Annotated in this window: 13 protein-coding genes and 1 pseudogene; all 14 read right to left on the reverse strand. The window is 53.9% G+C overall.

Features of this window, described 5'->3' with window-relative positions; translation table 11 throughout:
- Window positions 1-36: 36 nt before the first annotated feature.
- The 14 genes and pseudogenes from KJS28_RS05310 to KJS28_RS05375 all read right to left on the reverse strand — a co-directional run bounded on the left by KJS28_RS05310 (window position 37) and on the right by KJS28_RS05375 (window position 12,415).
- Entirely contained in the window at window positions 37-906 is an 870-nt protein-coding gene (locus KJS28_RS05310) for a type II secretion system F family protein (protein ID WP_213542034.1), read from the reverse strand.
- A 12-nt stretch (window positions 907-918) separates the two neighbouring features.
- A complete protein-coding gene (locus KJS28_RS05315) occupies window positions 919-1,713 on the reverse strand; it encodes a type II secretion system F family protein (RefSeq protein WP_213542035.1) in 795 nt (264 codons plus the stop codon).
- An 8-nt stretch (window positions 1,714-1,721) separates the two neighbouring features.
- Window positions 1,722-2,960: a TadA family conjugal transfer-associated ATPase gene (locus tag KJS28_RS05320; RefSeq protein WP_213542036.1), complete on the reverse strand. Its 1,239-nt coding sequence runs from the start codon at window positions 2,958-2,960 to the stop codon at window positions 1,722-1,724.
- A 13-nt stretch (window positions 2,961-2,973) separates the two neighbouring features.
- On the reverse strand, window positions 2,974-4,035 hold the full coding sequence (locus tag KJS28_RS05325) for a P-loop NTPase family protein (RefSeq protein WP_213542037.1): 1,062 nt from the start codon (window positions 4,033-4,035) through the stop codon (window positions 2,974-2,976).
- Complete coding sequence (locus tag KJS28_RS05330) at window positions 4,032-4,601, reverse strand: TetR/AcrR family transcriptional regulator (RefSeq protein ID WP_213542038.1); 570 nt, start codon at window positions 4,599-4,601, stop codon at window positions 4,032-4,034. The genes KJS28_RS05325 and KJS28_RS05330 overlap by 4 nt, the downstream gene beginning before the upstream one ends.
- A 165-nt stretch (window positions 4,602-4,766) precedes the next feature.
- Window positions 4,767-5,699, reverse strand: a complete 933-nt coding sequence (locus KJS28_RS05335; RefSeq protein WP_213542039.1) for a tyrosine-type recombinase/integrase — start codon at window positions 5,697-5,699, stop codon at window positions 4,767-4,769.
- 368 nt (window positions 5,700-6,067) lie between these two features.
- Complete coding sequence (locus tag KJS28_RS05340; RefSeq protein ID WP_213542040.1) at window positions 6,068-6,580, reverse strand: hypothetical protein; 513 nt, start codon at window positions 6,578-6,580, stop codon at window positions 6,068-6,070.
- A 275-nt stretch (window positions 6,581-6,855) separates the two neighbouring features.
- Window positions 6,856-7,539, reverse strand: a complete 684-nt coding sequence (locus KJS28_RS05345) for a recombinase zinc ribbon domain-containing protein (RefSeq protein WP_228298468.1) — start codon at window positions 7,537-7,539, stop codon at window positions 6,856-6,858.
- 27 nt (window positions 7,540-7,566) lie between these two features.
- A pseudogene (locus tag KJS28_RS05350) lies at window positions 7,567-8,463 on the reverse strand (recombinase family protein); the annotation flags it as partial.
- Window positions 8,366-9,250 (reverse strand): recombinase family protein, encoded by an 885-nt coding sequence (locus KJS28_RS05355; RefSeq protein ID WP_213542043.1) that lies wholly within the window; start codon window positions 9,248-9,250, stop codon window positions 8,366-8,368. The gene KJS28_RS05355 and the pseudogene KJS28_RS05350, both read right to left, overlap by 98 nt.
- A gap of 7 nt (window positions 9,251-9,257) precedes the next feature.
- Window positions 9,258-10,802: a recombinase family protein gene (locus tag KJS28_RS05360; RefSeq protein ID WP_213542044.1), complete on the reverse strand. Its 1,545-nt coding sequence runs from the start codon at window positions 10,800-10,802 to the stop codon at window positions 9,258-9,260.
- Window positions 10,803-10,921: 119 nt separating this feature from the next.
- Window positions 10,922-11,077 carry an SHOCT domain-containing protein gene (locus tag KJS28_RS05365; protein ID WP_213542045.1) on the reverse strand — a complete coding sequence of 52 codons (156 nt, stop codon included), beginning with the start codon at window positions 11,075-11,077 and terminating at the stop codon, window positions 10,922-10,924.
- Window positions 11,070-11,435, reverse strand: coding sequence for a type II toxin-antitoxin system PemK/MazF family toxin (locus KJS28_RS05370; RefSeq protein WP_213542046.1), 366 nt, complete (start codon window positions 11,433-11,435; stop codon window positions 11,070-11,072). The genes KJS28_RS05365 and KJS28_RS05370 overlap by 8 nt, the downstream gene beginning before the upstream one ends.
- 407 nt (window positions 11,436-11,842) lie before the next feature.
- Window positions 11,843-12,415 (reverse strand): sigma-70 family RNA polymerase sigma factor, encoded by a 573-nt coding sequence (locus KJS28_RS05375; RefSeq protein WP_213542047.1) that lies wholly within the window; start codon window positions 12,413-12,415, stop codon window positions 11,843-11,845.
- Window positions 12,416-12,571: the final 156 nt, after the last annotated feature.

The following is a 12,571-nucleotide window of genomic DNA, read 5'->3' on the forward strand; positions in this document are numbered from 1 at the left end:
TCTATTTATATTCAACAGAGCACCCTCTGCGGAACATCACAGCATATTGGAAAAAATCGGTACGATGATCATAAACAGGATGCCCACAAACATGATCATCAGGGGAATCATCAGCTTCGTTCCGGCCGTCTCGCCCTTGCGCTTGGCCCGGTGCTTCTTCTCCTCCCAGCTCTCCTCATTCATATAGCGCAGGCTCATGGTCAGCTCCGAGCCGCCCTTTTGGATGTTCTGTGACAGGATGGAGGCGAACTTCCGGATCTCCTTCACGGAGCAGCGCTGGGCAAAGTTGTGCAGAGCGTCCAGCTCCGAGACGCCGTTGTTCATCTCCTCGCTGGTCAGCTGCATCTCCTTATACATGGCCCGGTCGCAGGTATAGGCTACCTTGATCCACGCCTCACGGATCACCATGCCCGCATTCACCAGCAGCGTCAGCTTGGAGAGGATCTCCGGATAGTCGGAGAGTATCTCGTCGTGCTTCCTCTCCACGGCGCCGCTGACCTCCATATCCAGATAGACGATCAGCGCCGCAGCCGCAGCCACCGCCAGAATGGCAAAGGTCATGTCGTTGGTCATGGCCCCGATGAACAGACCTAACGGCGCAACCGTCAGCGCATAGGTGATCTGTCCGCCGACGATGCAGTTGTGGTAGTACTCGGCGTACTTCTCGCCGTAGATCTCAGCGATCTTCTTTTCCTTTTTTCGCCCGGCCTCCGTTTTTAGGTTCACCTTGAACATATCCATGAACCCGAAGCCGATGAAGAAGATCTCCGGGAGGAAAAACTGCTTTTTATCGATGGCGGCGATCATGACGTCGTACTGGCTGCTGTACCGGAGGTACAGCATGACCCATAGCACCACCAGCAGCGTTCCCGCTCCTGCCAAAGCGTAGGCAACAACAAAGCTCATTTCTCCACCCCTTTACACCTTGATATCCGTGATCTTCCGGCCCAGCTTATACGCAATGACAAACATGAAGATGGCGATCAGCTTCACCAGAACGTTCAGCGGCGTATTGGCCGTGATGGATGCCTGTCCCAGCGTCCCCATCATGGCGATGATGACAAAGGGCATGACGCACATGATGTTGATCTCATTCTTGTTGGCAGCCACGGTGGTCTGGATCTCCATCTCGATCTCGATCTTATCGCTGATGATATCCCGGCTGTCCACCACCACCTTCTTCAGGTTGCCGCCCAGCCGGTTGCAGACGGCGAAGGTCTCGGCAAAGCTGTTGATATCGTCGATGCCGCAGCGGGCGGACATATCCCGCAGCAGATCCTCGATGACGAAGTTATTGTGCAGTCCGCTGACGATGATGGCCATCTCCTTCACGATGGGAGCCTGCTCACCGTAGGCCAGCTTCAGGTCGCTGTAAGCATCCGTGAAGGCATCCGGGGTGTTTTTACCGGCAGAGAAGGAGTTGCTCAGCGAGTCCAGCATATCCCGGAATTGCAGCAGGATCGCCTTCCGGCGCCTTTCCTGCAGGTACCGCCGGTACACGGGGATGGCGTAGAAGCCCACCGCCGCACCGATCACAATGCTGGCAATGACAACGCCAAACATGATCTGCGCCGCCAGAAATCCCGCCGCGAAGCCGATCAGATACCCGATGATCTTCTCCCGTGGATCCATGATGTAGATGTTATAGTCCTCTCCGATACCGGTCAGGCCGGTCAGCGGGACATACTTTTCTTTTTTCTTGCTCTTCCCCATAAAATCACCTATATCGTTTCCTGAAATCCGGCCAGCCGCAGCTTGTGGTCGTTCTTCATTGCATATTCCGTCCGTTTCAGCCGACCGGACACCTTCGTCAGGGTGCTGTTCTCATCCTCCTCAAACACATAGAGCGGGTTGAGCACGATCCGGCCGTCCTCATAGCCCACCACCTCGGTGATCTCCATGGTTTTTCTGGATTTGTCACGCAGCCTGGAAAGATGTATAATGATATCTACCGCCGATGCGATCTGCTGGCGGATGGCCTCCAGCGGAAGGCCTGCCGCACCCTGAAGGACCATGGTCTCCAAGCGGCTCAGCATATCCTCGGTGGAGTTTGCATGGCCGGTGGAGAGTGAGCCGTCGTGGCCGGTGTTCATGGCCTGCAGCATATCCAGCGCCTCGCCGCCACGGACCTCACCCACGATGATGCGCTCCGGGCGCATACGCAGCGACGATTTGATCAGGTCCCGAATGGTGATCTGTCCTGCACCAGAGGCATTGGCGTTGCGAGTCTCCAGACTGACCAGATTCTCGATGCCCTCGATCTGCAGCTCCGCCGAGTCCTCGATGGTGATGACACGCTCATCCTTGGGGATATAGTTCGACAGCGCATTCAGAAAGGTGGTCTTGCCGGAGCCGGTACCTCCGCTGATGAAGATGTTATACTTGGCCTCCACCAGCATTTGCAGCTTGTCTGTGATCTCCTGCGTCAGCGACCCGTACTCAATGAGCTTGGCAATGGTCATAGGGGTCTTGGAGAACTTTCGGATGGTGACCGTGGGGCCGCACAGGGCAATGGGCGGCAGCACCACATTGACACGGGAGCCGTCGGGAAGCCGGGTGTCGCAGATAGGGTTGGCCTGATTGACCTCACGGCCCGCAAGGCCCACGATCCTCTGGATGATATCCTCCAGCTTCCGCTGGCTCTCGAACTGCTTGTCCAGCTTGAACAGCCGTCCATTCTGCTCGATGAATACGTTTTCAGGCCCGTTGATCATCACTTCCGTGATGGTGTCATCCTTGATGATGGAGTCCAGCAGGCCAAAGCCACGGATGGAGCTATACACCTGCTCCACGATGGAGACCCGCTGCTCGATGGAGCAGTACCCCGCTCCGATACGCTGCTCCACGATATCCTCGATCTGCTGCTGCAGCTCGCTGTCGCTGATCTGGCTGAGAGGCAGCTGCTCCGTCACATACCGTTTTACCTCGGCCGCAAATTGCTGTTCCTGCTCATAGTTCATCGTCTATACCGCCTTACTGGATCTTATCAAACAGTTCCTTGGGAGCCAGCTGCTCCAGAACCTGCGCCGTGGATGCGTGCTCATACCGTGGCGCACCGCCGATGCTCCGAAGCTCCGTGCCGGTCACGGCCGTGCCGGACTTGTTGCTGAATTTATTGTAGATCAATGCGATCCGTGCCGTCAGCGGCACCTCTGCGTTCTGCTCTAAGATTGCCAACGCCTGATAGGCCCGTGCCAGCTTCCGGTTGGATATCTCCGAGCCATCGCCGGTCCAGACGATGGCACCGGCCTGCCGCAAAATTTGAAGTGACGCCCGATCCATGCCAAATTCCAGATCAGCGATGACATACTCGTAGTTCCCGGACAGTCTGGCCTCGGAAATCAGCCGTCCGATCTCGTCGGCTCCCAGCTCCAGCATATCCAGCGCCACCTTGGACTGGGAATAGAAATACACACCTCTTGGGTCTTGCTTGACACAGCTCTCCATTTTCATGGAGAGGTTTGTTTTTTTACTCTTCAGCGCAAAAATAATGCCGCTCATGTCAAACTGCCCCTCCGCAGCGAAGAAGGCATCCGACGAGCCGAAGCGCTCAAAATTCAGATACAGCGTCCGCTTTCCACGGGCGGCATAGTGCAGGGCGCAGGCCGCCGCCATGGTGGAGCTGCCAACACCTCCGCAGGGAGACGTGAAAGCGATGACCTTGCAGGAATCATCCCCCAGCTTCAGCCCGGAGGCGCTCCCGGCGTACTCGGAATAGATGCTGAGGATCTGCCGGTAGATCAGGTCCGCCTTCTGGAATTTGCAGATGGCCCGCTGGTCGTTGACCGAGTCCACGTCCGCCGACTCCACAAAATAGGCCAGCTGACACCGCTTCGGCAGCGCACTGCTCTCCACGACAAAGGTATCGCTGGCCACCAGCACATCGATGCGGGACGGCTCCAGCGCCGCCATGGCGCTCTCCAGCTTGGTGAAGGAGTATATCTCCAGTTTGTCGGCGTACTTGATGTTGAACGCCGTCACAATCCGATTCAAATAATTCTGGTCACTGTCCAATAGCGCTAATTTGATCTTCATATTGTCCTCTCCGTATCGTCTTTTTCCAAAATACTCCTGATAGCCGACTTGATCAGCCGGATCTGGGGTTCGATATAGCTTGCCTCCCCGAAGATCATGTAGTCCGTCACCGTGGTGATGGCAAAATACACATAGGGAGCAATCTCCTGAAGCTCGCAGTGAAGCTCCGACGCAAAGCGTGCGGCATATTTTTCATATCTCTCTGCAAGGCGTCCCAGCACCGGGCGCAGCCGTTCTTCGTACCGGCTGCAGGCGCACACGCTGGCAAAGAACTTCATCATCGGCCGCAGCTCATCTGCCCGCAGCCGCAGCCGTTCCATCATCCGATCCGGCTCCCGGATATCCTGCAGGGCCGGGGCGATCAAATGCTCCTCCAGCCGCAGAGCCGCCTCCTCGGCACAGGTCACCACCACATCGTCCTTGTCCTTGAACCAATAGTAGATCCCTCCTGATTGCAGAGCCAGTGCTCTGCTCAGGTCTCTCACACTGGTCTCATACAGCCCCCGACGGATGAATGTCGCAAGGCAGACGTCAAGGATCTCCCGTTTCCGCTGGGCGTTTTCCATCGTTTACATTCCTTTTCCTGTTTCCGGAGTCCTTGTCCACGCAATCAAACGAACGTTTAGTGAGAGGGCAAAAATAAACCCTCATCTTGCGTAGAACGGTTGGTTCTTAACGCAAAACGGCCAAAAGATGGGCTTGAAACCGTCCTTTGGCCGTTTGTTATGCAGTCAGTATGATTCTACAAAAAGCTTTTCCAGCTGTTCCCGTTTCCGCTCCACGGAGGAGTGGACGTAGGTGTTCAGCGTGGTAGAAACGTTGGCATGGCCTAAAATCTCGCTCAGTGTCTTGACGTCCACTCCCAGTTCAATGCAACGGGTGGCAAAGGTATGGCGCAGAGCATGGTAGTTGATGGACGGCAGGCCACACTGATCCAGTACCCGATGAAACCGATATTCGTAGGTCCGTGGGCTCACAAACCCGCTCTTGTCGGAGATGACGTACTCCGAACGGCGTTTTTCATACAGGGGCAGGAGCACCGCCATCAGTTGTCGGGACAGGGGGATATCCCGTAGGGACGACTTGGTTTTCGGGGTGTCGATGATGAGTCTGGTGGCGGTTCCGCCATCGGTTCCCCTGACACGGGCCACGGTGGAGCGGACATGAAGAACGGCCTTCCGAAAGTCGATATCCTCCCACCGCAGGGCGCAGACCTCACTAATGCGAAGGCCCGTATGCAGTGAAATGAGGATCCCTGTGCCGGTGATGTCCGGCTTAGCCAGAAGGTACGTCTCCAGCCTCCGGAGGGCATCGGTGTCCAGGATCACCACCTCCTGTCGATTCGCCGCCGGTGTCTGGAGCGTGGTTTTCACGGGCGGACACAGGCCCTCCGCGGCGGCAAATTCCATAATGTCCAGCACCAGCAGCATCATGCTGCGGACATAGGAGGACGACAGGCCGCCGCTATGGTCCAGTCGCCCGCAGTGCAGCTTGGCATTCATAAAATCCGCCAGCAGCAGCGTGTTTATCTCCTCCAGCTGCCGAGCCCCCAACTCCGGCAGGATGTGGCTCCGCAGCAGATTTTCATATTTTACAGCGGTGGCACCCTTGTAACGGGCCACATTTGTCCGGTGCCACAGGGTTGCCGCCGCCTGAAAGGTCACAGACGCAGGCTCCGGGGACTGGACAAGCTTCTGCCGACTTCGTACCTTTCGGGCGTTCTCCGCCTTTTGCCGGCAGCGAAGATGAACGTTTCTTCGTTTGCGTATGTACGCTCTCTTTTTCGACATGATGCAGCCCCTTTTCTCTGGTAGAGATTTCCATATTTTGGCATTTTTGGCAAATGCCGGAAATGTGAACGCTTCTGCCCGTTCTGTAAGTCAGAAAAATGACAATTTTATTAACGATCCGTGAACGTTTTTCATTGACAAGACACTCGCTCATCGCTATAATGTAGAAGAAAGCAAAATCTCGTCGATGTTAAGAACCAACCGTTCTACGCAAGATGAGGGTTCAAGGGGCCATTGTGCTCCTATTTTTTTGCTATGCCGAAGTATTCTCCCACCCGCTGCACCGGCCTTGCGGCGCAGATGCTGCCCACTGACAGCAAAAGTCCGGCACACAGAAGAACAAGACAAACCCCTCTCCCCTCCGGCCACAGCCGTACTGCGTTCATTATATCATCATTTTCCACGATAACGCCATATTTGCATCCTATAAGCGAAATAAGGGACAGCAGTATTGCCAGCACCGAGATTCCCTTCACCAACTGCACCACATACCACAGCGGAAAGTGCTTCGGTCGAAGCAGCATCGCCAGCGCCAGCGGCAGCCCTACCCCGCCAAAGGCCACGGCCGCCAGCTCCCCATGGCGCAGTCCGCCGCAAAGGACGCTGGCGGCGGCTCCCAGCCGTACCTCCCTTATCCGGCCGCCCAGCAGCAGCGTCACCAGAATGTGTCCGCCCTCATGGAGCGCCGGGTACAGGAGAACCGCCGTGAATAGCCCCAAAAGAAGTAGCATCGCTCCTCGCTTAGCATCCGTCATCCGCCTCACCTCCTACTGCATATTATGAAAAAAGGGACCTGCCTTTATCCCGGCAGGCCCCACTTTCTCCGCAAAAAGCAGGAGGGGACGCTCTGCATCCCCTCCTGCTTTTTGCGCTATGAACTTACACTATAAAAAGAAAGGCCTCCGGCGATTGCCGAAAGCCTTTATGTGGGAGGACTATAAAATAGATTTTTTCGCCTTTTTGGGGTTAGTATTTGTTCCCTTACGAAAAATCTTGAACTTTCAAAGTTGGGTGCGGAGGTGAGCCGCTGTCATTCGGTCAGCGGCTGCACCGATTTAAGTCCGCCTTTGAATATTACAGTAATCTGTTCTTTTGAGTCCACCACTACACATTCGAGCAGTTGGCGGACGATTCGGTCATCGTATTCCATCGGACGGTTTTTTATGCCGTCCAGTATTGTATAGATATCATCGAGTCGGGATTTTGCGTTTTCTCGCCGTTGCTCAGCGTCGGCTATGTTGTCGAGCTGCTGTTGCAGGCGGCTTTTTTCATTCATAAGCCGAGCTACGGTTTCCTCATCAAAGGCTTCGATGGTGTCGGTGGATACCCGGTCGAGCATCTTTTTGAATTCTGCGTCGATCTCGGCGATCCGTATCTGTAGGTCGATGCTGTTATCCTCGCTCTTTTCTCCCGCCAAGCCCATGCCGATGTGCAACTTCAGCGTTTGCAGCACCTCAGTGTTTCGGGCTGCCGTTTTCATGATCGCCGCCATCACAGCCCGTTGCAGTATGCTTTCCTCTACGGAGGGTGAGTTATGACAGTATTTCTTGGCGTATTCAATGCGGTTGATGCATCGCCATACAATTTTCTTTTTGCCGCCTGCCGTCCATGTGCATCGGCGGTAGGCGGACTTGCATTCACCGCAGACGAGCAGTTCTGTCAGAGCGTATTTACTTGAGTATTTGCCTTGCTCGGTCTTGGCTTTTCGGCTGATTTTGCGTTTGCCGGAGCGCCTTGCGAGTTCCTCCTGAACTCTGCCGAAGGTGGACGAGTCGATAATGGCAGGGTGGCTGTTTTCCACATAGTATTTCGGGCGTTCGCCGTTGTTGACTCTGACCTTTTTGCTGATGCAGTCGGTGATGTAGGTCTTATTGATGATGGCATCGCCTTTGTATCTCTCGTTGGAGAGAATGGACTGTATCGTGGAAAACTACCATTCTGCTTTTCCTGTCGGGCTTTTGATGCCCTTTTCTTCAAGTAGTTCGGCAATTCCTTTTAAGCTGTCGCCTGCGAGGAAGCGGTCATATATAAAGCGGATCGTTTCGGCTTCTTCGGGGACGATTTCGGGTTGTCCGTCCTCGCCCTTGCGGTAGCCGAGGAAGTTCTTGTATCTGAATACTACCTTGCCTTCACGGGCGGCCTGCGCCTTGCCCCATTTAATGTTGGCGCTGATATTTTCCGATTCGCTTTGGGCGATGCTGCCGTAGATGGTGATGTAAAATTCCGCACCGGGCTGATTGCTGTGGATGCCCTGTTCCTCGAAGTACACATCGACACCAAGGTCATTGAGCAGTCGGACATACTTCAAGCAGTCCACCGTGTTCCGTGCGAACCGGGCAATGGATTTCGTGATGATCATGTCGATTTTCCCTTGCTTGCATCGGCGGATCATGCGGTTGAATTCATCTCGGTTTTTCACGCTTGTGCCGGAGATGCCCTTGTCGGCGTAGATACCTTCAAGCGTCCATCCGTTTTCGGAATTGATGCGTTCGGTATAGTGTTCCACCTGATTTTCATAACTGTTGAGCTGTTCCTCCTGCTTAGTGGAAACGCGGCAGTATGCCGCCACCCGCAGGACTCGGTAATGGGTTTTCACGCTCTCTCTGACCGATATTGTCGGTTCGATTATCCGCACCACTCTCTGAGGAGCGACCGTTGTTTGTTGCATGACCTTGCTCCTTTCGTATGATCTGTCCGTTCAGCAGTATGATGTCTGCCGTTTTGTCGGTGTACAGGCGTATTTCGCTGACCGTGCGGTTCAGCCGCTCGGCGATGTCTGCCGTACTGTCAAGTTCGGCCTTCAGCCTTTGTACGGCGTAGCACCCGTTGCCGAGTTCTTTATATTTCCGAGCGAGGCATTTCGTCATTTTGCTTCGTAATACGGTTTTGTCTATTTCCGCCATGTCAAGCATTCGGCTGATCTCGTTGTTCAGGCGTATTACCTCGGCACTCGGTTCGTAGGGCGTTTCGGCAGGCAGTGTGATGCTGTCGGCGGTTACCGTGCCGAGAAGGTCGGCGAGTGCGGTCAGCAGTTCGGCATCGGATATCTCGATCCGCAGACGGCAGGCCGAGTTTTCACAAGTCCAACGCTCTTGGCATTTGCATCGGCTGTCGTGTCGGCGGCGCATTCGGTCACCGCAGCTTGGGCATCGGACGGGGACGGTCAGCTTGAATATGTCCCGTGTTTTGTCCGTGTTCCTTTGGGTGTTGCGCCCATGCTTTGTTTTCTGTATTTTCTCATAGGTCGCTTGGTCGATGATCGGCGGATACACCTCTGTGCCGAGATATTTTGTATTGTCAATGAGATGCTTGAGCCGCCCCTTGTTCCAACCGGTAACGCCGTCCCTGTATTCGATTTTCTCTCTGTTCAGCTGCTCGGCTATGGTCAGCATTGAGGAGCCGTCAAGGAGGGTTCTGTTTTTCATTCGGTTCTCACCGTCCTTTCTTGGGGATTTGCTCGGTCAGTGCAATGCCGCCGATGAGCTTGAAGGTAAGGTGTTCGCTGCTGTCCACCGTGATGCTCTCGACGATTTCGTCAAACAGCCCGTTGTCAAACTCGACGGTCGGCTCATATTCATCGAGGATAGTATTTAAGTCTTTGAGGGTGGCGAGCAGTTGGTCGTCCTCATCCTCAGTGAGCTTTTGCCGCCGCTCGATGCGTAACTCGGTGAGGCGGTTGCCGATCCCCGAAGTCTGCATGGCGTAATCGGCGGCGTTCATAGCGCCGCTTGTGTGCAGCCTTGCAATGACATGGTTCTTCGCACCGAGGTCGGCAATTTCTTTGTCTATCTGCCGTATACGCTCCTGATTGCGGCTTGTGCGGTCCTGCATGGTTTCCATTTGGTGGATCAGCGTACCGAGCAGTTCGGCTCGGTAGGTTTTCAGCTTGATAACTATATCGGTGAATATCTCATATACGATATCCTCACGCACATGGCGGTGCTGACATTCGGTCGCACCGGACGAGCGGCAGGAGCATATCCAATGCGCCTTGCCGTTTACGATCTGATGCCGGAAGGCTCTGCCGCATTCGGGACAGCGCAGCTTTCCGGTCAGCGGATAGGACTTTCTTTTGCATCTTTCCGTTTTCCGTGAGCGCAGCAGATTCTGTGCCGCCTGAAAGGTTTCTCGGCTGACGATGGCAGGGTTGCTGTTCTCCACATAGTATTGCGGCAGCCGTCCGTCGTTTTTCATTTTCCGAAACGGCAGGGTTTCGGTAGTGTAGCTCTTTTGCAGGAGCGCATCTCCCATATAGCGTTCATTGTTCAACACATAGTTGATGGAACTCGGCAGCCATTTTTCGTAGCCGTGCTTCCGCGGTATGCCGTCCTCATTCAGCATTTTTGCAATGCCAAGCGTTCCGTATCCTTGGAGATATAGGTCGAATATGCGCCGAATGACCGCCGCCTCCGTTTCGTTGATTACGAGCTCGCCGTCCTTGAGGTCGAGGCCGTAAGCCGGACAGGTGCAGTTGAAGTCGCCGGACTGCATCCGCTTTTGATAGCTCCAACGCAAATTCCCCGATATGTTCACACTTTCTTGCTGTGCGGCCATACCGGGGAATGTTACGATCATTTCCATATTCAGTTTTTCGGTGTCGATGCCTTGTTCCTCGAAGTACACGCTCACGCCGATCTCTTTGCACATCCGCAGCAGTACGAGCAGCTCCTCGGTGTTCCGTGCCAATCGGGAAACCGATTTGACGATGATGCGGTCGACCTTGCCTTTCCTGCAGTCGGCTATCAGCCGGTTCAGCTCGTCCCGCTTTTTCATCTCGGTGCCGGTCAGACCTTCATCGGCGTAGATGTCCACCAGCGTATATTCGGGATGCTTCTTGGCATAGTCGCTGTAGTAGCGGATCTGTGCGGCGAAGGAATGGAGCTGGTCGGTTGAATCGCTCGATACGCAGCAATACGGGGCTAACCGAAGCCGTTCGGCTGTCTGCTTCTTTGTGCTTGTGATTTCAGTAATGTTCATGTCTTTCTCCTTTCCGCAAGGGGTCACCTTGCTGTTATTCGCCTTTTGGCACGACACACCATACCACAATAGTTCGAATACTTCCAGCGGTTTTTCGCAAAAACTTGAGAATTAAGATTTCAGACATAAATAAGATCAGCACCGTAATGTTCGGCACTGATCTGAGTGATTTTTTCGTACTCGTCCTCGGTTATCAGATTCATATCAAGCAGCATTCGTAAAAGGCTTATGCCGTAGGCGAATGATGCATTGTTGATGTCGGTTCTTTTATCCATTGAGCAGTCCCTCCAAGTATTTGATGCCGAGGCTCACTACAATGGCACGGTCAACGGCGGCGAGTGTCTTGCTGTCGAGCCTGCCGATGTATTCGCCGAGCCTCTCTTTGTCTATCGTCCTGATTTGTTCGAGCAGGACGGTGGATTCGGTTTTAAGCCCTTTCGCCATGATTTTCACATGGGTGGGCAGAGCTGCTTTTGTTTTTCTGCCTGTGATCGCCGCCACGATGGTGGTGGGGCTGTGCCTGTTGCCGATATCATTCTGTAAAATCAAGGACGGGTGCGTTCCGCCTTGCTCACTGCCGAAGCCTGTACCGAAGTCAACGGCATAGATTTCACCTCGTTTGATCTCTTTCATATTAGCCTCCGTTTTAAGTAAAAGGCGGTCGAGTGCTTTGGGGCAAACGACCGCCTTGGTATTTGTATCAATCGTTTTTGCTTTTGTCCGTATTTGTCCACGACACCCCGAACAAGGGAACGCATCCTCCGGCAATGCATTTTGCCTCATGGGAATCTCACCCCTCCCAGGATCTCTGCGAGGTGCTCTCATTGGTTGCGACGGCTCACGGCGCTTTTTCGTGCCGCTTCAACGCTCGACCTGTGACTGAGCACAAGTATCATTATCGCTTCTGCCTGTCATGGCCTTCGGTGCGGATGCGCCGCCCCGTTCGACTCATAGGTCGTGTGGCTCATCGGCTCTCGCCGACGGCAGAAGGAAGGTAAAGAATGCGCTGTACTATTCGGTTTTCAAAGAACGGGCGGAGGCTATTGAGAAAGCCCCCTCACTTTTTCAGCCGAAAAAGTGAGGGGGCTACAACCAAATTTTTTAATTTCTAAAAGTTTTTTGAGTTTCGCACGGATCTTTGCGATTTTCTTGCTGATTGCCTGCTGTGAAACGCCGTAGCGCTCGGCAAGCTCCGTCTGCGGAACTTCGTCATAGAAATGTGCAACAATCAGAGCCTTTTCATCCTCCGGCAGAGCGTCCACCGTTTTTCGCAGCTTGTCCAACAATTGCTGATGGACAAGCGTATCGCACACATCCGGCAGCCCAGCAATCAGAATTTCCTCGCCATTGAACTCATCACTGTTCAAGGCGTCATACGAAACATCGCCGTTATCCCTGCGCTGCTCGTCGAGATATTTCTGTCGCCGTTTGTTGCGGTAGAATTCAATGTATTCCTTTTCACTCACCTCCATGATCATGCTGTGCAGGCCGATGAATTTCTTTTCTCGGTAGCCTGCATCGGCTTCTTTCCGAAATTCATGCTCCGCGGGAGTAATTTCCCGATAGCTGCCGTCGGCTATAATAAAAACCTTTTTAGGGTTCAGTTTTTTCAAGTTTATGTACCTCCGTTCAATCGTTTTTTTGTTAGGTCAAAAACGATTGATACGGAGGGCTTCGACAGCCTACCGCAAACTTCGACAGTACGCCGCCGTTTATACAAACGCAGAAAGCCAAGCCACTTTGATATTCCGAAATAACAGATTTATCGT

It is taken from the genome of Vescimonas coprocola (genome assembly GCF_018408575.1).
Lineage (GTDB): Bacteria > Bacillota > Clostridia > Oscillospirales > Oscillospiraceae > Vescimonas > Vescimonas coprocola.

Bases quoted from the DNA above. Each gene is read 5' to 3' on its own strand.
- KJS28_RS05320 (WP_213542036.1), bottom strand. From the start codon at position 2,960: ATGAACTATGAGCAGGAACAGCAATTTGCGGCCGAGGTAAAACGGTAT.
- KJS28_RS05310 (WP_213542034.1), bottom strand. From the start codon at position 906: ATGAGCTTTGTTGTTGCCTACGCTTTGGCAGGAGCGGGAACGCTGCTG.
- KJS28_RS05365 (WP_213542045.1), bottom strand. From the start codon at position 11,077: ATGGATAAAAGAACCGACATCAACAATGCATCATTCGCCTACGGCATA.
- KJS28_RS05355 (WP_213542043.1), bottom strand. From the start codon at position 9,250: ATGAAAAACAGAACCCTCCTTGACGGCTCCTCAATGCTGACCATAGCC.
- KJS28_RS05340 (WP_213542040.1), bottom strand. From the start codon at position 6,580: ATGACGGATGCTAAGCGAGGAGCGATGCTACTTCTTTTGGGGCTATTC.
- KJS28_RS05315 (WP_213542035.1), bottom strand. From the start codon at position 1,713: ATGGGGAAGAGCAAGAAAAAAGAAAAGTATGTCCCGCTGACCGGCCTG.
- KJS28_RS05360 (WP_213542044.1), bottom strand. From the start codon at position 10,802: ATGAACATTACTGAAATCACAAGCACAAAGAAGCAGACAGCCGAACGG.
- KJS28_RS05330 (WP_213542038.1), bottom strand. From the start codon at position 4,601: ATGGAAAACGCCCAGCGGAAACGGGAGATCCTTGACGTCTGCCTTGCG.
- KJS28_RS05325 (WP_213542037.1), bottom strand. From the start codon at position 4,035: ATGAAGATCAAATTAGCGCTATTGGACAGTGACCAGAATTATTTGAAT.
- KJS28_RS05370 (WP_213542046.1), bottom strand. From the start codon at position 11,435: ATGAAAGAGATCAAACGAGGTGAAATCTATGCCGTTGACTTCGGTACA.